The sequence below is a fragment of the Rhodothermales bacterium genome (assembly GCA_040221055.1).
In the GTDB taxonomy this organism is placed as follows: domain Bacteria; phylum Bacteroidota; class Rhodothermia; order Rhodothermales; family UBA10348; genus 1-14-0-65-60-17.
Map to the genome: position 1 here is coordinate 38,080 of JAVJVN010000004.1, position 19,464 is coordinate 57,543.

Below are 19,464 nucleotides of genomic sequence, written 5' to 3' on the forward strand. Positions count from 1 at the left end.
TTCCTCCACGCTTGATCTATTCAAGCGAATCTACGCGCGCTGAGAGGTCGCCAAGGAGTGTCTCAATCTCAACCGCCCTTTCTGATTGCAACTCGACGAGTGTTCGTTGGAATCCACACTCATTTGTAGACCCCTTTGACAACAACCTCGCCGTCCTTCTCCTCTACCTGAAGATCATGCCCAGCGTATTTGGCCAGCTTTACGCCACCAAACGACACGTCACTAGAAAATGCAACCGTAGGACCGAGTGTGAAACCGCCGATTTGGACCTTGGTCAACGGTCGTATGGTGCCGTTGGGCAGGATTCGGAAGACACTATCGAATCTGATGCGCTTCAAGGCTATCGGGTCAACGTGCGATGTTATCGTCATGGGAAGAACAGAGCTTGACGGGGAATTGTTCTCCACAGACACCGCCCGTACGCGGGCGTAACCCTCTAAAGCGTCTCAAACCGGTTCTCTGCCCGGTTCTTGCGGACCGTACCCCTCGGGAAGACGCATCCGTTCATGGCGATGTAGGCGCCCGGCGGCAGCGTCTGGACCGCCCCGATGGCGAATCCGATGTTGAACTCCGCATCGGATCCCTTGAAACGGGCGGGACTCAGCGATCCGACCAGCACGATGGTCCGGTCCTCGGCGACGCCGGCAAGGGCATCCTGCGTATCGACCATCGTGTCGGTGCCGTGCGTAATCAGGATGTGCTTGTGGGGGCTCTCGGCGACCGTCCGGACGATCTGTTCGCGGTCCTCGTCCGTGATTTCCAGGCTGTCCTTCTGGAAGAGCGGCGTCACCTCGAAGTCCATGAGCGCGTTGGCCGTGCGCAGGATGTCCACGATCATCGGCTCGCCGATGGTATAGTCCGACTTGGCGTCGAAATACACCTTGTCAATCGTGCCGCCGGTCGTGATGATATGCAGGGTCATGGGAGCGCTCGCCTTTGATGAACGTCGCCGTGCAGGCGTCGGACCGGAAATGATACAGCCAGTGGTTGACATCCGGAACCTCCAACACCGTGAAGTTGGCGTGCTTTCCGGGTTCAATGGATCCCATGACGTCCTCGCGGCCCATGGCCCGCGCGGCGTACAGCGTGGCGCCCTTCAGCGCCTCGGCCGGCGTGAGCCGGTTCATGGTACAGGACAACATGAGGGCGAGGGGCAAATCGTACGACGGCGCCGAGCCCGGATTGAAGTCCGTCGCCACCGCCACCGCCGCTCCAGCATCCACGAACATGCGTGCATCCATGGGAGGCTGTTTCAGATACAGCGATGCCAAGGGCAACGCCACCGCCACCGTCCCAGCCGCAGCCATGGCTTCAGCACCCGCCTTCCCGGTGAATTCCAGATGATCCGCGCTGACGGCTTCAACCGATGCGGCAAGTGCGGCCCCGCCTCCGTCGTGCAATTGGTCCACGTGCAGCTTGGGACGCAACCCGTGTTTGCGCCCCGCCTCAAGGATGCGCCGCGCATGCTCGATGGTGAATGCCGTGTCTTCGACGAATACATCGTTGAACTCGGCGAGCCCGGCTGCCGCGACCTGCGGAATGAGTTCGTCGGTGATCATTGAAATGTAACCTGCCAGGTTACATTTATCGAAGTCGGGGAAGATGTGCGCCGCCAGGAGCGTAGGGACGATTTCAACCTCTTGCAGCTCATTGAGTTGGCGGTACAGGAGCAGCATGCGCATTTCCTGCTCCAACGACAGGGCATAACCCGTCTTCGCCTCGATGGCGGTCACGCCGAGCCGCCGCATGGCGCGCAGGTACCGCAACCCATGCTCGAGCAAGGCCCCGTCCGAAGCCGCCCGCGTCTGCCGTACGGTCTTGCGGATGCCTCCTCCTTCGCGGGCAATGTCCAGGTAGCTCTTCCCGGCCAGTCGGGCCGCGAATTCGTCGGCGCGCCATCCGCCGAAGAGCAGATGCGTGTGGCAATCAATCAGTCCGGGCACGACGGCCTGACCACCGGCGGAAACCCGGGGCTCTTCGGCGTACGCAGATGGCAAATCCGCCTCGCGGCCTACCCACTCGATCACCCCGTCGCGGTACACGACTGCCGCGTTCTCGATGGGCTGGATGCCGGCCTGTCCGCCTTCGTCGCGGCACTGCGCCAGCCAGGATATGTCAGTGAGGATGGGCACCCCGTAATGTACACGTGCTCGACGCACGGTTCCACAGATACATTCTTCACCGATCTCCCTGCTCAGGACCGTTTCTCACGGGCGTGGCTGGGGGGATTTCCGGTCGGCCATCTCCAATCTTGCCCGAACATGGGCGCCCATATAGGGGAGATGGAGGCCCGAAGATCCCCCCATCCCCGCCCGTTTTACCGAACTCAAATTGGGATCCCCACTCAGTATCATTTTTCACAGACCTGCCGACTCAGGTACATTTTTCACGCGTTTTCCCGCTCAGGTACGTTTTTCACGCGATTGTCAGCTCAGGTACAAATTTCAGGGGCCGGAATCGTTTTTCATGGACGAGGACTCGGGGATTCATCCCAGGTCAAGCCAGAGCGGATGTATACATCGTCGCCATAATCACTCGTCAGACGGCCACCTTTGCGACACGGAGCCAGTCCGCAGGCATTGGCGTAGCAAGTCGCCATAATATGTTCATTGGCCTCTCGCCCGAGTGCTCAACGTAGGACACTGGGCCAAGGAACAGGTAGGCCGAAGTCGTTCCGTGCTCTGTCTTTTTCCTTTCGCGGATGAAGAGGAGCGGTGTGACTTGTTTCTTCCGATGCTGCCAATGTCGCCTGCCCTTCTCCGAATCCGGTCGTGTCCGACTCTGCGACTGCCAGTGAAAATCTTGGGCCGACACCGCATAATCCTCGTACATGGTCGACGGGGAGTAGTCTTTTTCCGACTTGTGCAGAGTAACAAAAAGAAGATTGGCCTGCGACGGGGCATGATATACCACGCCTTCACGTGGCCGATACAGCTTTCCGTTTCGGATATCGCCAAACGCAGACATCACGTCATCCAGACTGTACGAACAGTGGAGCGAGAGCGGGACTTCCTCGGGGATACCATCCGCCCGTCGTGGCACGTGGGTGATCCTTTCACCGAGAATGGGAAGCAATTCAGATATCTCTTGGACAATTGCTGGATGCTTGAAGAACAAGCTCACCGAATCTGCGATGTTTCCAGCAGCTGATTCGCCAAACAACGTGACCATCAACATTATTACCCGGCGACGATCGGCCTCACTCAGTTGTCTCAAAAACGACTCTGCGTCTGTGTGGGACAGGAGTTCTGAATAGACCGCAAGACGCCTTGGTTCATCCACGTGGAGCAGCCGCACGATTCCTCTTGCCAGAACATCTTCTTTCGGACCGGCGGCCGGTACCCGAAAATTTGCCGCCCGACGCAGGTCACTGTAGCTGCGACCACCCCTGTACACTTCCTCTACCTCCAGACCTGTCTCCCCCAAGAAGACAGCCAAAGATGTGTCGGGGCCGAGCCGGACCAGTTCTTCGACCAGCTGACTTCGCCGACTGCCAACGGCACGTTTGATGTTCTCCAGGACGATGTCTCGGCTGGCCCTATCCAATTGCAGCGTGCAGCCCGACGGGAGCAATGGGAAACCTTGCTCAACTTGACGCTCTACCTGTCTTCGTGTCGCCCCCGTGATGGCGCGAAACTTGAGATCGAATCGATATTCTCGCCGGGCTTGCCCGATGAAGTCGAGAACGGTCAAACACTCTTTCCCGTCATTTGTCCGCAGTCCGCGCCCCAGCTGTTGCAAAAACACGGTGGCACTGTTCGTTGGGCGCAGAAAGAAAATTGTGTCGACTTCAGGAATATCCACGCCTTCGTTGAAGAGGTCCACTACAAATATTGTACAGATCTCACCTCGCCGCAGCCGACTAATAGCGGTAGCTCGGTCCTCCCTCGAAGAAGAACCCGTTAGCGCTATTGCGGGCAGACCAGCCTCAGTGAATTTCGCGGCCATGAACGCCGCGTGCCGGACGCCAACACAAAAACCGAGTGCCTTCATGGATAAAGGCTCAGTGACTTTGTCCTTGACGGCCTCAAGAATCAGGTTTACCCGAAAGTCGCTGGCCGTATACACATCCTCTAGCTCAGAATCGTCATAGCTCCCCCTTCGCCAAGTCAGTGCAGAAATATCCACATTGTCATGCACACCAAAGTATTGGAACGGAACCAACTGGCCGAGGTCAATCGCGTCCCACAAGCGCAATTCGTACGCCGTCCGACCGTCAAACCACTCCCGGACGTCAGCACCATCGGTCCTCTCAGGCGTAGCGGTGAGTCCCAACAATTCCTTTGGACGAAGGTGCTCCAGAAGCCTACGGTACGTTCGAGCCTCAGCGTGATGAAACTCGTCCACGATTACGACATCCCAGGCTGACGCATCAATGTCTTTCAAGGGGAGATTCGCCAACGACTGGACGGAGGCGAACACATGCACACCATCTCTCGGTCGTTCCCCATCGACATACATTTCTCCGAAACTGCCGTCTCGCAGGACGTTCCGGAATACCCTTCGACTCTGTTGAAGGATTTCTTTGCGATGAGCAACAAAAAGCAGCGAAGGCTGCTTTCCCTTCCCAACCATTCGCTTGTAATCGAGGGCTGCCACGATCGTTTTCCCTGTACCAGTTGCAGCTACAATCAGATTCTTGTGGCGATCGTGGACAGATCGCTCAACCTCGAGACGTTCCAGAATTTCTTTCTGGAATGAATGGGGCGTGATGTCAAAGAATCCGATTGAGATGCTGTCCGGAGAGCGCTCCTGAGCAATCGCCGAGCGGAACGTGCTCACATCGGCGGGAATGCCCGTGTATGGCACGAACTCATCGTCGTGCCAGTATGTCTCGAACGTAGCATTGAACTTTTGAAGGATGCGCGGTGCATCGATAGCCGACACTCGGACGTTCCATTCCAATCCATGGACCTGTGCCGATGCAGATAAATTTGACGAACCGATATAGGCTGTCGTGAATCCCGTCTTGCGATGAAACAACCACGCCTTGGCATGCAGGCGCGTGCGGCGGGTGTCGTAAGAAACCCGAACCTCCGCACCATTATCGACCAAGAAGTCCAATGCACGCTGCTGCGTGGCTCCCATATAGACGGTCGTAATTACTCGTATTTGAACTCCACGCAACCGCGCCGCCTTCAACTCCTCCTCGAGCACACGAATTCCAGACCACTTGATGAATGAGAGCAGCATGTCAATCCGATCGGCCGATGCTATCTCACGGGCTATTTCAAACCCGACCCTGAATTCGCCGGTTGCGTTTACCAGCAATTGAGACTCCGACAGGGGAATCCCGGGACGCGGCGTAGCGTCCCTTGAGGTCCAGTTTCCTTTGGGACGCACCTCACGCAGGACTTTTGATTGAACACGCCCCTCCCCGCTCGGAGATCCACTCGTGTGCCGTTCAATCAGGGTCACGATGTCATTCGCAAGCGTAATCTGCCTGGCAGTCTTCTGATCACTGGGCATTCCTTTAAGTGCCCGCTCAATTTCCGCATGAAGATGCCGGGCCAAAATTACGTGCACCTCCGCCTCATCCATTTCCTCCATTGCCGCTTGCAGTTCCTTAGCCAAACGGACACGCTCCTCAAGTTCGAGCGTGAGAACAGCTTCATAGAGGCCTGGAGTCAGACTGGTATTTTCTGTCGATGAGTGCATTATTCAGAATTTCCTGGGAGATTGCTCGATCACCAGAATACTAGACTCCCGGAACCATGAATCCAATTCAATACAAGGACACGCAAATGTCAGTGTCCATAGGCGACCTGAATGCGTCGAGCAATTCAAAACGGCATTCGCCTGTTTCTGTCAGTGCCTCTCTGCGTCTTGGCGCACTCTGCATCGCCGTGGAGAATAGTAGAACAAACCACACCGTTGAATTACTCGTTGAAGATGTCACGCTAAAACAGCTCAATTTCCTGACTGCAGGAATCGAATCCGTCGCCGAGACTTTGCGCAATTTTCCACCTAGAGCGGTTGTTCGACCGACCAGAATTTTGCCAACTGGAGACGTGGAGGTTGTCGATTCTCCGTCCGAAGCAACCATGTTCAGCGTCTACATGCGGGTGGGACCGGAAGAGAAATGGATATCTGATTGCTCTACTCTGGACCACGCGCAATCGCTAGCCGATGCAGTAAATACAGACTGACTACAACGACCTGCCTAGAAACACAAGCTACCCCAACCCCCCGACCTCGGCCTCCACCGCCTGCTGCAGCGCGGAGGTCCGGACGAGTTCGACGCAGGGGCGCATGTCGTCCTGGAAGAGGTAGTCGGCTTCGCGGTGCGGGACGACGGTGCGGACGTAGCGGTGGGCGACTTCCACGCCGCGACCGGGGCGGAGCGGGGCCCGGTAGTCCAGGGCCTGGGCGGCGGTCAGGAGCTCGATGGCCAGGACGTGCTCCACGTTCTCCAGGACCTGCCAGAGCTTGAGCGCACCCACGCTGCCCATGGACACATGGTCTTCCTGGCCCAGACTCGTCGGAATGGAATCGACGCTGGCGGGATGGCACAGCACCTTGTTCTCCGATACCAGGGCGGCCGACGTGTACTGTGGAATCATGAAGCCGGAATTCAGGCCGGTTTCCCGCATGAGCAGCCGGGGCAGTCCATCGTGCCCCTCCAACAGGAGGTAGGTCCGGCGCTCGGAGATGGAGGCGAGCTCGGCGATCGCAATGGCGGCATAATCCAGGACGAGCGCCAGAGGTTGACCATGGAAATTCCCTCCCGAGAGGACCGAGCCCCTTCCACCCTCTACGCCTTCGCCGCCCCCCGGAAACACCAACGGGTTGTCCGTCACCGAGTTGATTTCCGTCTCGACGACGTTGACGGCGTGGCTGAGCGCATCGCGCGACGCGCCATGCACCTGCGGAATGCATCGCAGGGAATAGGGGTCCTGGACCTTGCCGCAATTCCGGTGCGATTCGAGGATCTCGCTTTCCTGCAGCAACAGCCTGACGTTCTTCGCCACGGTGACCTGTCCCGGATGGGGCCGGACGGCGTGGATGCGCGCATCGAAGGGGGTCGCGCTGCCCTGCAAGGCCTCCAGGCTCATGGCGCCCAGGATGTCGGCCGTGCGCACCAGACGCGTGGCGCGGTGCAGGATGAAGGCCGCATAGGCGGCCATGAACTGCGTTCCGTTGATGAGCGCAAGGCCGTCCTTGGCTTGCAGCGCAATGGGTTCCAGCCCCTCCTCCGCCAGCACTTCGGCGGCGGGCCGCTCGGTGCCGTCCGGCAGGGTGAAGGCGCCGTATCCGATGAGCGGCAACGCCATGTGCGCCAACGGCGCCAGATCTCCGGACGCCCCTACCGATCCACGCGTGGGCACGGCGGGCACCAGGTCCCGCTCGGCGAACAGCAACAGCCGATCGAACGTCGCGCGGCTCACGCCGGAGTATCCCTGGCCCAAGGCCACGATTTTCAGCTGCAGCATGAGGCGGGCAATTTCCCGCGGGACGGGCGCTCCCACGCCGACGGCGTGACTCAACAACAGATTCCGCTGCAGGTCGCCGAGTCGATCGTCGGGCACACGGGTGGAGGCCAACTTCCCGAAGCCTGTGTTGACGCCATAGGTCGGCTCCCCGCCGGCTACGACGTCTTCCAGGACACGGCGCGACGCATCGACCCGCTCGGCATTCGCGCGAAGCGAAGCGAGCGCATCATCCAGATCAGAAAAGAGGGTGGCAATACGGATCATGCCTGGTGACCGTTGACCATGGGCAGGTCCACGCCCCGCTCATTGGCGGTTTCGATGGCGGACGGGTAGCCCGCATCGGCGTGGCGCATGACGCCGGTGCCGGGGTCGGCCGTGAGCACGCGTTCCAGGCGCCGGTCGGCCATGTCCGTACCGTCGGCAACGCAGACCATGCCGGAGTGGATGGAGTACCCGATGCCGACGCCGCCGCCATGATGAAGCGACACCCACGAGGCCCCGCAGGCGGTGTTCAGGAGCGCATTCAGCAGCGGCCAGTCCGCTATCGCATCCGAGCCGTCCCGCATGCCCTCGGTCTCCCGGTTGGGCGATGCGACGCTCCCGCTGTCCAGATGGTCGCGCCCGATGACAAGGGGGGCGGACACCCGACCGGTCTTGACGAGCCAGTTGAATTTGAGCCCCATTTCTGCCCGTTCCCCGTACTCGAGCCAGCAGATGCGTGCCGGCAATCCCTGGAACGCCACCTGCTCGCTGGCCTTGCGGATCCAGCGGGCCAGGGCTTCTTTCTGCGGGAACGTCTCGAGAACGGCCTTGTCGGTGACGGCGATATCGTTGGGGTCGCCGGAAAGAGCCGCCCATCGGAACGGTCCGGAACCCCGGCAGAAGAGCGGCCGGATGAACTCGGGCACGAAGCCCGGAATGTCGAACGCCTGTGTCATGCCGCGGTGGTCGGCCACCTGGCCGCGGAGGTTGTTGCCGTAGTCGAACGTGACCGCACCCGCCGCCTTCAGGTCCAGCATGGCCTGGATGTGCACCTGCATGCTGTTCAGGACCGCTTCGCGATACGTATCCGGGTTGTTTGCGCGAAAAATGGCGGCTTTCTCCACGTCATACCCGGACGGGATATAGCCCACATCCAGGTCGTGGGCGCTCGTTTGATCGGTCAGCACATCGGGGGTGATGCCGCGTTTCACGAGTTCAGGCAGCACCTCGGCGATGTTGCCCAGCAGTCCGACGGATACGGCTTCGCCCGATTCCCGGGCTTGAAGCACGCGCTCGATGGCGCGGTCCAGATCATCGATGCGCTCATCGCAATACCGATCATGAACGCGGCGGTCAATACGCGTCGGATCGATCTCGACGGTCAGGCAGGCCGCGCCGTTCATGGTGGCCGCGAGCGGTTGTGCGCCGCCCATACCGCCGAGCCCGGCCGTCACGACCAACCGGTTCTGGAGCGTCCCACCGAAATACTTGTTCGCGCATTCGGCGAACGTCTCGTACGTGCCCTGGAGGATGCCCTGCGTGCCGATGTAAATCCACGAACCTGCCGTCATCTGGCCGTACATGGTCAGGCCGAGCGCGTCCAACCGGCGGAATTCATCCATCGTGGCCCAGCGGGGGACGAGGTGCGCGTTCGCAATGAGCACGCGCGGCGCTTCTTCATGGGTACGGAACACGCCGACCGGCTTTCCGCTTTGCACGATCAGCGTTTCGTCGTTCTCCAGGCGTTGCAGCGTGGCCACAATCCGGTGGTAAGATTCCCAATTTCGGGCGGCCTTGCCTCCACCACCGTAGACGATCAGTTTCTCCGGATGCTCGGCCACCGCCGGATCCAGGTTGTTCATGAGCATGCGCAGGGCGGCTTCCTGATGCCAGCCCTTGCAGGACAGGGTGGTGCCGCGCGGCGCGCGGATGGCAGTCGTTTGTGTCATGCCGGAATATCGGAAACCGGACTCTTGAAAACATCTTGGGGGGCCGACGCCCGGGCCGGGGCTGAGGTCGGAGACGCGATTTTGACTTGATTGTCCGGGTATATCCGTGTACCCTTTCCGGATGAAGTGTCTCAATATCCTTGTTTTGGCGGTTGCATTGGCTTCGCCGGCCCTCGCTCAAGGCGTCCTTACGGTTACCACCGACAAAGAGGTCTACGCGCACGGCGAACCGATTGAGGTTCGCGTCCGAGTGGACAATCCGACAAACGAAACGTTTTACCTGCAAGGCAGCAGTTCATGTCAGGGACAGTTTCGCCTTGATGACGTCGGTCCGTATACCCAAATGTGCACGACGGATGCCATTGAGATCCAGTTCAATCCCGGATCTTGGCGGGAGTGGATATGGGAATTCGATCCAACGGTATATGGTTTGGCCGCCGTGGATGGCAAGGTCAATGTGATCGGCTACTATCCGGGCACGGCGATGGTCGATACTCTCCAGATTGAGGCGCCCGCCTATGTCGGCGGACACGTTGCCGTCAAAGTATTGAGTCATGTCACGGCCGACGACCTTCAACCCGTTCTGGATTCCCTGAATGTGACGGTCCTCGAAAGCGAAGATCGGTCCAACGGCCGCTCGGAACGGTGGCACATTGACGGCACGACCGTGTCGGCAGCGATAGACACGTACGCATCCGATTCCCGGTTCGGTTGGTTCGAGACGCCCATGCTGAATATCAGTTGGACCATGGTCGATACGGAACCCATGCCGGAGCGCCCGAATGCGTCGCCCAGTCTGTCTGTGTATCCCAATCCGTGTCGGGCGCAGTGCGAAATCGACTATTCCGGCAGTCCGGATGGTCGGTATCGTCTGGACGTGTTCGATTCGCAGGGCCGCGCCGTCAGTACTCCGGACAACCCTGACGCCTTCGACGCTTCAGACCTCCCTGCCGGCGTGTATTTCGTTCGCGTAGTCACGCAGGAGGCATCTATTTCAAAGCCATTCACGGTCATTCGCTGACGTTGGAACCAACATGCTCGTTCGCATTGGGGACTTCCACAAGGTCTGGTACAAGATGCGACAGGGCTTGGGCTTTGACCACCGGCGTGTACTTGCCGGTCAACAGGAAAAAGTCTCGTCTGCGTGGTCCCACACGTCCTATCCAAGGAAGAACTGGGGCGCCTTGCCTCGTATTGCCGAGCACTGGAATGGGCTCATTGGCGACACTGTATCGGAGGATTTCCGGGATTTCATAGCGCGGACGCACCTTCCGCAAGGAAATGCGAAAGCGATCTCCATTGCCTGCGGCACGGGCACCAATGAATTGAAATGGGCCCGGACCGGTGCGTTTTCCAGTATCCATGCCTTCGACGTTTCCGAGCCCCGTATTGCCAAGGCGCGAGAAGTGGCAGCCACCGTTCGCCTGGACCACATAGTTGAGTTCTCCGTCGCATCGTTCGACGACCTGGCATCGTTCGGCACGGGCTTCGGCGTGGTCATCGCAGAGAACGCGTTGCATCATGCTGTCGATCTGGATCGTACCGTTGAAGCCTGTTCACGTGTCCTGCGCAACGACGGGTTTTTGATCCTCAAGGATTACGTAGGACCGGATCGATTCCAGTGGACCAATATCCAGGTCGCGCATGCCAATCGCATCCTGAAAACCATTCCGCCTGCGTACCGGACCCGGTGGAACGTGCGAACGGTGAAAAACCGGATTTACCGGACCGGCACCCTGCTCAACCGACTGATCGATCCATCGGAAGCCGCCGCGTCATCCCGGATTCCGGACGTGCTTTCCCGTTATTTCGAGCAAACGCTGCTGGTCCCACTCGGTGGCACCCTGCTGCAACCCGTGTTTGATGACATAGCCCACAACTTCCAGGAAACCGACGATACGGCCATGGAAATTGTGCAGGCATGCATTGCCAGGGAGCAACGCCTGATCGAAACCGGGACCATCCCGTCAGACTTCGTTTTTGCCATCTATCGGAAAACAGAGGCGTCGCAAACCCCTCCCGGTTGTCCATGATAAGTACAGTGCAAATCGGAATGCCCTGTCCGATTTCATCGACGAGAATCTGTATCGGGGTGTATAATAAAATCAATCAACTGTTTGCGAACAACGCTTACTCCGGACATGCATATGACATTGTTTTCCCGCAAATCAGTATTGGCTCTGCTTTTAATGACAATCGCGCCTCATCTAGCTGTTGGCCAGCAACATTCTGGTGGTACTGACCTTTTTGAGGGTACCGTCGTCAAAATGAATGAAGACAACGCAACTCCCATGGAAATAATCGAGTCTGACGATTGCGAATATCAAGTCTTCGATTGGCCAACGGATGGGAAAGATCCATTCGGATACGACTCATCAACAAATTCGCATTCCGAATATTGGGTAGCCGATTGCTGGTGTATTTTCAATGGTTGGGATAATTACCAGCAGGCAATATTGGACAAATCATCTTCGCCCTACGGGTACTACGCTACGATAGATGATCCGGGTGGAACCCCTGCCATGCTCACGAGACTCGGAAATTACTGGCCCTACAAAGCCATTACGTGCAAACGCAATTGCTGATGACCATTATTCAGTGCATGCGTGCCCTTGGATTGCTCGGTTTGATCGCCCTGTTGGCCACCCCCGTGAACGCACAAAGTCGCCTGGAAGTGGTGTACACGTTCTTGTACCAGGACTGCGCAAGCGAATACAATGCGCCGGACCGTCAACCGAGTCCGGTGGTCGCGAGCCAATTCACCAGGACCGGTGTGGGATGCCACACGCTGAGCGGCCCAACGTGGCCGTCAGCGGTGGATGGTGCGTATGGGACCCGATCGTGGCCAACGACGACTGCTCCCGACCCGGATAAATACGTAAGTTTCACCCTTTCAGCCCCAGAGGGCACGGCAATCCGGACCACGCCTTCCGACTCCATGTCTTTCTGGATTTCTGGAGACGCGGCCCTGCACATCGTGACAGAACTCGACTCGCAAACCGAAATCTTTCTGTTTCAGCGGGTTCGCGGCACGGAACATGATTGGCACAGAATCATCTTTGCGATGCCCGACATGGTACTTGGTTCATCCGTGACGATTCGATTCCATGCGTTCGAACCGACCGGACTGGTCGGCTTCGATTCGGTCCGGCTGACCTTCGATACCGCTGCAGCGGTCTCAACGGAGCCCGTGGCGCGTCCGGGCGTCGACGCATCGTGTGCCATTGAATCGCTCTATCCGAACCCGAGCAATGGGACCGTCACGGCATCTTGGCGGAACAGCAGCCGTGGGCCTTCGACCCTGCGTGTCATCGACACGCTTGGCCGCGTCCGGTTGTCGACGGACACCCGTGGAACGACGTCCGACCGCCTGGACGTGGACCATCTGCCGCCAGGAGTCTACATGGTCGACCTCTTGTGCTCAACCATGGCGACGCCGCCCGTCAAGCTGGTGGTTTCGGGCTGAGTGAACAGACCCTGCAGGCCTATTCAAACTGCTGCTTGAAGCGCTCGAACGCATCCTCCAGGTCGGCCAGGCGCTGCTTGATGTCGTGCAGTTCTTCCGTCAACGACGATGTCGGCCCCGCTGGATGCGCCGTGGCCTCGGCTTCCAACGCTTCCAGGTCGGGTTCGCCGCCCAGCAGGTGCAACAGCCGGGCCTCCTTCTTGCCGGGTTGCATGGGCAGCTGCACCAGCAGCGGCTCCTCCCGGTCGCGCAGCGCGCGGAGCACATCTGCCGCATCATCCAGGGAGTCGAATTCAGCCATTCGTCCGGTGCGGCCCTTCACTTCGCCGATGGTCTGGGGACCGCGGAGCAGAAGTACCGCCAGCGCCGCACGCTCCCGCTCGGACAACCCCATGGATTCGGCAAGGGTGTGACGGAATTTCTCGGCGCGCGATCCGGCGCCGGTCACATGCCCGATCAGGCGCCGCTTCTCCAGCTCCTCGATGGCGTATCGCACCTCCGACTCGTGGTACGCCACGACCGGATCCCGGTTGGATTTCTGGTTGCAGGCGTTGGTCAGGCTGTTCAGCGTCAGCGGGTAGTATTCCGGCGTCGACAACTCCTTTTCGACAAGGACGCCAAGGACGCGGACGGCTTCCGGAGAGAGAGGTTCAAACATGGTAATCGGGTCAAGGTCCGAGAAGGGCGGCCGGGACGACGGCTATGCCGTCCTTGCGACGATACGCCTGGGGCCCGGTGGTAATGATCATGGCATCCAACATATCGGCCCCGGCTTTCTCCTTCAACCAGTGCAAATGCGCGGCATCGGAGTCTTCGGGGGTCGACGACAATTTTACTTCGGCGGCAACGAATCGCCCATCCGGGCGCGCAATGATCAAATCTACTTCATGGCGCTCCCCCATGGTTCGCATATGATACACGTTGGCCTCACACGCCTGGGCATACACTTTCACGGATTGCGTTACCAGGCTTTCGAACAGATGGCCGAGCAGCGTGCCGTCACGCGGGACGGGCGGGCCAGCCTCCTCGCCTTCGAGCAATGCTTTCCGGCTCAAACCGAGGAGGGATACGGCCAATGCCGGATCCACCAGTTGGTGCTTGGGCGGCCGGGTCAGGCGCCCCAGATAATTCCGTGACGGTATCCAAGCGGGTACCTCGTCCAGAATGAACAACCGCTCCAGCGTATCCCGATACGGAATGACCGTTGATTTGGCCGGCTTGTCTGCCGTTCCTGCCGTCGCCGCATCCCGGATGGTCTCATACGAGGCGGTCGTGGACGTCGCCGCGGCGTAGGCTGCCATCCATCGCCGCAACAGGTCGGGCTTGCGTACGACCACACCCAGTTCGTCGAAATCCTGATCCACAATCCGTTCCAGATATCCCGCGATCTGCTGCCTGTGGGACCGCCCCGTCAACTCCCGTATCCCCGGAAAACCGCTCTCCACAATGAAGTCGACGTAGGATTCCAGCGTCAGGTCCGACGTACCCGAGACGGGCCCCGGCTTTCCGCTGTCCAGCATGTTCGCGAGGCTGACCGAGGCCGACAATCCTGTTCGCTCTGCAATCGAGAGCGGCCGCATCCGGACACGAACGATCCTTCCAGCACCGGAGTGCCGTGGTACGGTCGGACCGGCTGATCCCGTCAGAATGAATTGGCCTGGCGATCGATCCTCATCCACGGCGCGGCGTACTACGTCCCAGACTTCCGGTACATACTGCCATTCATCAATCAGTACCGGTCGCTCTTTCCGACTGATTTGTCGGGGATCGGCCGCGATGATGGCCCGCTGCGTGCTGTCGTCCAGGGAAATGACGGTCGCTGCACGTCGTTGAGCGGTTACGGTCTTCCCGACCGCCTTGGGACCGTCCAATGACAGGGCTGCGACCCCTCCCAGCAGGTCGTCCAATTCTCCATCGACTATGCGCTTGTAATACTCCGCCATGGCACTTTCGTCATTGATACGGGAATATACGCTACCGTTCATCCACTTCCTACGCTACCGTTCATCCACCTTTTACGCTACCGTTCATCCACCTCCTACGCTACCGTTCATCCACTCGATTTGATTTCGAAACCGCCATTCCGCACATTCTGGAGATGATTCACTCCGCAAAGGCTTTCCGCGCACAGGCGGTATGCAGACTGGCGCTCGCCGCCCTGCTCCTGCTCGGGGCCGGGTGTGACACGTCGGATCCGGGCGACGGCGGCCCGGTCGGCACACCGGGCACCCCGACCATCTTCGAGAACATCGAGCGGGGCTATGCGCTCTCACCACGGGGCTTTCCGGAGGATTTCAGCCAGATTGAAGCCTTTTTCGATGAGGTGCAGGCGCTGGGTCGGGCTTCCGTCCAGGCGAACACGTTGTGGCGGGACGATGCGACAGGCGGTGCCATCCCTGCCGTTGCCCAGGTGGCTGCGGCACAGGATGCGCTCCGGGATGTTCAACTGGTGATCGTCTTCGGCTGGAATGAAGAGGATGATTGGAGCAATCCGGAAACCGTCCAGACGTTTGCCCGGATGGCGGCATCGTACGCGGCGGCCCACAAACCCGACTACCTGTTCTTGGGCAACGAAACGGATTTCGACGCCGAAGCGGATTTCGAAAACTACCTGCTGTGGGCCGCCGCGTACCGGACCATCCGCCAGGAAATCAAGCTCCGGAATCCCGCCACGCTCGTGGGCACGGTTTTCAACGTGGAACACCTCATGGGGACCGGCCGGTTTTCGGGCTGGACATCGCCGGTCCCGGAGGCCTGGACGGCCCACCACGCCGGCACCATCGATGTGGTCGGCCTGACGGTCTATCCGTTCCTCGGGACGGCGACCGTCGCCGACGTGCCGGACACCTAGCTGACGCCGCTGTTCGATCTCGTGGGCGACAAGCCGATTGTGGTCACCGAAACGGGGTGGCCCGCCGATTCATTCAACGGAACGAGCGAGGGGCCCGTGCCGTGGACACCGGGAGAAGAAGCTCAGGTGCAGTTCACCACGAAGCTCAAGACGATGCTGGCCGGGCGGGATGTCCGTGTGGTCAACTGGCTGTTCCTGTATCCGCTGACCTCAGGAGCCGCTCCTGATGTCATCCGGACCTTCGGCAGCATAAGCGCCTATGGGCGGGACTTCAGCCCCCGTCCGCTCTACGATGCCTGGCAGGCATTCAACGTGGACCGGGAGCGCTGATTCAGATCCCCGACGCAATCAGCAGTTCGATGTCGCGATGGGGCATGCCGAACATGGTCGCCAGGCTTTTTTTCGTGAGGTGGCGACGGTAGACGTAGGCGCCGTTGCGCAGGGCGACGTCTGTCCAGAGGGCCTCATTGATGGAGCCCGCATCGCCGATTTTTATGAGATACGGCACGAGCACGTTGGTCAGTGCATAGGTGGCCGTCCGGGCCGCGTTCGACGGCATGTTGGGAACGGCGTAGTGGATGACGCCGTGCTTCACGCGCGTGGGCTCGGAGTGCGTGGTGGGTTCGCTGGTTTCAATGCATCCGCCCTGGTCAATGACCGCATCCACAATGACGCTGCCATCCCGCATGGCCGCAACCATGTCTTCGGTCACGACGATGGGGGCGCGGTGTCCGGCGGCCATCATGGCGCCGATGACGACGTCGGCCGTCAACAGGGCCTGGCGCACGTATTGCTCCGTCGCCATGGCGGTCGTGACACCGCGCCCCAGATAATGTTCGAGGGCTCGCAGGGCGCCCAGATCGTTGTCCAGCACGATGACGTGCGCACCGAAGCCCTGTGCCGTGCGGGCCGCCCATTCGCCGACGACGCCGGCTCCCAGGATGACGACGTTCGACGGAGGCACCCCGGAAATGCCCCCCAGCATGATGCCGCGGCCGCCTTCGCTGCTTTCCAGGTAGCGTGCGGCCACCTGGACGGACATGGAGCCCATGATTTCGTGCATCATGCGGACAATGGGCAGCGTGCCGTCCGTATCCCGGATGAACTCGAACCCGATGCCCGTAACGCCCAGTTCCATGAGGCGCTTCACAAACTGGGGATTGGCCGCACCCAGATGCAGGGCTGAAATAAGGATCTGCTTCTCCTGCAGGAAATCGATTTCCTCGTCGCAGGGCGGCCCGACCTTCACGATGAGTTGACTCTTGGCGTAGAGGTCGGCCGGATCGGCGACGATGTCAGCGCCCACGTCCGCGTACTGCGCGTCGGGAAAGTTCGCGCCTTCCCCGGCCCCCTTGCCAAGCAGGACCCGATGTCCGTCGGCGACGAGCGCCTGGACACCGGCCGGTGAAATGGCCACCCGCCGCTCCTCGTTCGACACTTCACGGGGAACGCCAATCAGGAGGGCATTCTCGTGGGTGCCGACTTTCTGTCGTTTTTCCTTGGTCAGGATCCCGTGTTCGAGACCGAGACCCTGGAGGGCGGGGATTTCCATGGACGTCGTGGGGAAGGGAACTGGTTAATATAAAGAGGTTACGACCACGCTGCAATCAGGATGCCGCCCGCGACGGCAACATTCAGGGATTCCACGCCGCGTCCTGAAGTGCGACCATGACCCGTTTCCGGTTCGCTCTGGCGGCCGCCCATGGGTATGGAAACCGATCCGTGGGAAAGGGCGCGGACCGCCGCGCTCACACCGTGGGCTTCGCTGCCCAGCACGAGGACCGATCGCTCCGGAGCCGCCCAGGAACGAACGGGCGTCCCGTCCATGTCGGCCACGAACACGGGCATGCCCAGCCCGCGCAGGGTTTCTGCCAGATCATCGACCACCAACAAGGGCACATCCCATACCCCGCCCATGGTGGCACGCAGGGTCTTGGGGCTCCAGAAATCCGCCGTTCCCGGCCCGGCCACAACGGCATCGACCCCGAACCACGCCGCCGTCCGGACGAGCGTACCGACATTGCCGGGATCCTGGACGCTATCCAGGACCAGGATCCGGCGGGCATCGGCCAGGCCATCCAATCCGAACACAGGAATGCCGACCACCGCCAGGACGCCGGGGGACGTGGTGGTCTCCGTGAGCTTCATGAGCGTGCGTTCGTCGGTGCGCGTTATGGGGACGGGAGCTCGGCGCATCAGTCGGGCCGGGACCTCGACCGACTCGGCGACAAGAATGTCGCGAATGTCGGCGCCGGCATCGATTGCCGCATCAACCGAACGAAAACCCTCGAGAATGCACTCTCCGGTCTCGTCCCGGTGCTTTTTCCGGGACAGGCGGGCGATTTCCTTTCGACGACGCTCAGTCAACTGCATTGGATTAACGGGGATTTCCCAATCGGGATCATACGGGGCGCAGTACTTTTGCGCCCACCTTCATTTCATACGTACTGCCATGTCGTCCAAAGACGTCTACAAGCGCTCCGTGTATCGCGAACCCGCTCCCATCCTCGACGAGGACAATCCTTTTGAGGCCATGGTCGAGCGGTTCGACATCGCCGCCAAGATCCTGGAGCTCGATCCGGGGTTCTACGAATACCTGGTTACGCCGGCCAAAATCCATATTACGGCCATTCCGGTTGTCATGGACGACGGGCGGATAAACATGTACCAGGGGTACCGCGTCATCCACAGCGAGATCCTCGGCCCATCGAAGGGCGGCATCCGGTACGCGCCCGATGTGCACCTGGAAGAGGTCAAGGCCCTGGCGGCCTGGATGACCTGGAAGTGCGCGGTCGTGAACGTACCGTTCGGCGGCGCCAAGGGCGGCGTGGTCTGCAATCCGCGCGAAATGAGCCCGGGCGAGCTGGAGCGGATGACCCGCCGCTACACCGCGAACATGATGGACGTTTTCGGCCCGGACCGGGACATCCCGGCGCCGGACATGAACACGAATGAGCAGATCATGGCGTGGATTTTGGATACGTACTCCATGCATTCCCGGCGCACCGAGAATGCCGTCGTGACGGGCAAGCCCATCATGCTCGGCGGCAGTGCAGGACGGCGCGAGGCGACCGGCCGCGGCGTCATGACCGTCACGCTGGCGGCCATGGAGCGGCTGAACCTGCGTCCGTCCGAGAGCTCGGTTGCGGTGCAGGGTTTCGGCAACGTGGGCTCCGTCGCCGCCGACCTGCTCAGCAAGCAAGGCTGCAAGGTCGTGGCCGTGAGCGACGTGTCGGGCGGTTACTACAACCCGAACGGCCTGGACATCCCGGCCATGATTGCCTACTCGGCCGGCAAGGGCAACAGCCTGGAAGGCTTCCCGGGCGCCGAGCCCATTTCCAACGAAGAGCTGCTGACGCTCGACGTGGACGTGCTGGCTCCGTGCGCAAAGGAAGACCAGATCACCTCGAAGAACGCGCACCTCATCAAGGCCAAGATCATTTCCGAGGGCGCCAATGGTCCGACGACGCCGAAGGCCGACAAGCTGCTGGCCGACCAGGGCGTGCTCGTCATTCCGGACATCCTGGCCAACGCCGGTGGCGTGACCGTGTCCTACTTCGAGTGGGTACAGGACCGTCAGGGCTACTTCTGGACGGAAGACCGCGTGAATCGCCGGCTGGACCGGATGATGCACGCCGCATTCGACTCCGTCTACGAAACGGCCCTGGAGAAGGACGTCACGCTGCGGATTGGCGCCTACGTACGGGCCATCCACAAGGTCGCCGTCGCGCTGAAGCTCCGCGGCATCTACGCCTGAGTCCGGACCCGGCCGTCGTGACTGCG

18 protein-coding genes are annotated in these 19,464 nt (G+C 60.3%); 8 read left to right on the forward strand and 10 right to left on the reverse strand.

Features of this window, described 5'->3' with window-relative positions; genetic code table 11:
* Window positions 1–119: 119 nt before the first annotated feature.
* From RIE53_00770 to RIE53_00785, 4 genes are all read right to left on the reverse strand, one after another.
* On the reverse strand, window positions 120–338 hold the full coding sequence (locus tag RIE53_00770; protein MEQ9103207.1) for a hypothetical protein: 219 nt from the start codon (window positions 336–338) through the stop codon (window positions 120–122).
* Window positions 339–436: 98 nt separating this feature from the next.
* Window positions 437–922, reverse strand: a complete 486-nt coding sequence (locus RIE53_00775; protein ID MEQ9103208.1) for an asparaginase domain-containing protein — start codon at window positions 920–922, stop codon at window positions 437–439.
* Window positions 885–2,132 (reverse strand): imidazolonepropionase, encoded by a 1,248-nt coding sequence (hutI, locus tag RIE53_00780; GenBank protein ID MEQ9103209.1) that lies wholly within the window; start codon window positions 2,130–2,132, stop codon window positions 885–887. The genes RIE53_00775 and hutI overlap by 38 nt, the downstream gene beginning before the upstream one ends.
* 406 nt (window positions 2,133–2,538) lie before the next feature.
* Entirely contained in the window at window positions 2,539–5,658 is a 3,120-nt protein-coding gene (locus RIE53_00785) for a DUF3427 domain-containing protein (protein MEQ9103210.1), read from the reverse strand.
* Window positions 5,659–5,714: 56 nt separating this feature from the next.
* Here RIE53_00785 and RIE53_00790 point away from each other — a divergent pair, with 56 nt between their 5' ends.
* Window positions 5,715–6,149: a hypothetical protein gene (locus RIE53_00790; GenBank protein MEQ9103211.1), complete on the forward strand. Its 435-nt coding sequence runs from the start codon at window positions 5,715–5,717 to the stop codon at window positions 6,147–6,149.
* Window positions 6,150–6,176: 27 nt separating this feature from the next.
* On the opposite strand, the gene hutH is transcribed toward RIE53_00790, so the two are convergent.
* Window positions 6,177–7,697, reverse strand: coding sequence for a histidine ammonia-lyase (gene hutH / locus RIE53_00795; protein ID MEQ9103212.1), 1,521 nt, complete (start codon window positions 7,695–7,697; stop codon window positions 6,177–6,179).
* Complete coding sequence (hutU, locus tag RIE53_00800; GenBank protein MEQ9103213.1) at window positions 7,694–9,364, reverse strand: urocanate hydratase; 1,671 nt, start codon at window positions 9,362–9,364, stop codon at window positions 7,694–7,696. The genes hutH and hutU overlap by 4 nt, the downstream gene beginning before the upstream one ends.
* A gap of 343 nt (window positions 9,365–9,707) precedes the next feature.
* Between hutU and RIE53_00805 the strand changes: the two genes are divergently transcribed.
* The 4 genes from RIE53_00805 (at window position 9,708) to RIE53_00820 (ending at window position 12,830) form a co-directional block, all read left to right on the forward strand.
* Window positions 9,708–10,385 (forward strand): T9SS type A sorting domain-containing protein, encoded by a 678-nt coding sequence (locus RIE53_00805; GenBank protein ID MEQ9103214.1) that lies wholly within the window; start codon window positions 9,708–9,710, stop codon window positions 10,383–10,385.
* A 13-nt stretch (window positions 10,386–10,398) separates the two neighbouring features.
* Window positions 10,399–11,397 (forward strand): class I SAM-dependent methyltransferase, encoded by a 999-nt coding sequence (locus RIE53_00810; protein ID MEQ9103215.1) that lies wholly within the window; start codon window positions 10,399–10,401, stop codon window positions 11,395–11,397.
* Window positions 11,398–11,505: 108 nt separating this feature from the next.
* The gene (locus tag RIE53_00815) at window positions 11,506–11,949 is read left to right on the forward strand and encodes a hypothetical protein (protein ID MEQ9103216.1); all 444 of its coding nucleotides are present in this window, start codon (window positions 11,506–11,508) and stop codon (window positions 11,947–11,949) included.
* A gap of 506 nt (window positions 11,950–12,455) precedes the next feature.
* Window positions 12,456–12,830, forward strand: a complete 375-nt coding sequence (locus RIE53_00820) for a T9SS type A sorting domain-containing protein (GenBank protein MEQ9103217.1) — start codon at window positions 12,456–12,458, stop codon at window positions 12,828–12,830.
* 19 nt (window positions 12,831–12,849) lie between these two features.
* Here RIE53_00820 and RIE53_00825 read toward each other — a convergent pair whose 3' ends face one another.
* Together RIE53_00825 and RIE53_00830 are read right to left on the reverse strand one after the other, a co-directional pair.
* Window positions 12,850–13,488, reverse strand: a complete 639-nt coding sequence (locus RIE53_00825) for a YceH family protein (GenBank protein MEQ9103218.1) — start codon at window positions 13,486–13,488, stop codon at window positions 12,850–12,852.
* 10 nt (window positions 13,489–13,498) lie between these two features.
* Complete coding sequence (locus RIE53_00830; protein MEQ9103219.1) at window positions 13,499–14,773, reverse strand: DUF4143 domain-containing protein; 1,275 nt, start codon at window positions 14,771–14,773, stop codon at window positions 13,499–13,501.
* Window positions 14,774–14,928: 155 nt separating this feature from the next.
* On the opposite strand from RIE53_00830, the gene RIE53_00835 reads away from it, so the two are divergent.
* Both RIE53_00835 and RIE53_00840 read left to right on the forward strand, forming a co-directional pair.
* Complete coding sequence (locus tag RIE53_00835; protein MEQ9103220.1) at window positions 14,929–15,681, forward strand: hypothetical protein; 753 nt, start codon at window positions 14,929–14,931, stop codon at window positions 15,679–15,681.
* A 21-nt stretch (window positions 15,682–15,702) separates the two neighbouring features.
* Window positions 15,703–16,011: a hypothetical protein gene (locus RIE53_00840; GenBank protein MEQ9103221.1), complete on the forward strand. Its 309-nt coding sequence runs from the start codon at window positions 15,703–15,705 to the stop codon at window positions 16,009–16,011.
* 1 nt (window position 16,012) lies between these two features.
* Here RIE53_00840 and RIE53_00845 read toward each other — a convergent pair whose 3' ends face one another.
* Complete coding sequence (locus tag RIE53_00845) at window positions 16,013–17,233, reverse strand: alanine dehydrogenase (GenBank protein ID MEQ9103222.1); 1,221 nt, start codon at window positions 17,231–17,233, stop codon at window positions 16,013–16,015.
* A gap of 38 nt (window positions 17,234–17,271) precedes the next feature.
* On the reverse strand, window positions 17,272–18,054 hold the full coding sequence (locus tag RIE53_00850; GenBank protein MEQ9103223.1) for an RNA methyltransferase: 783 nt from the start codon (window positions 18,052–18,054) through the stop codon (window positions 17,272–17,274).
* A 79-nt stretch (window positions 18,055–18,133) separates the two neighbouring features.
* On the opposite strand from RIE53_00850, the gene RIE53_00855 reads away from it, so the two are divergent.
* Window positions 18,134–19,438 (forward strand): Glu/Leu/Phe/Val dehydrogenase, encoded by a 1,305-nt coding sequence (locus tag RIE53_00855; protein MEQ9103224.1) that lies wholly within the window; start codon window positions 18,134–18,136, stop codon window positions 19,436–19,438.
* The last annotated feature ends 26 nt before the right edge of the window (window positions 19,439–19,464 follow it).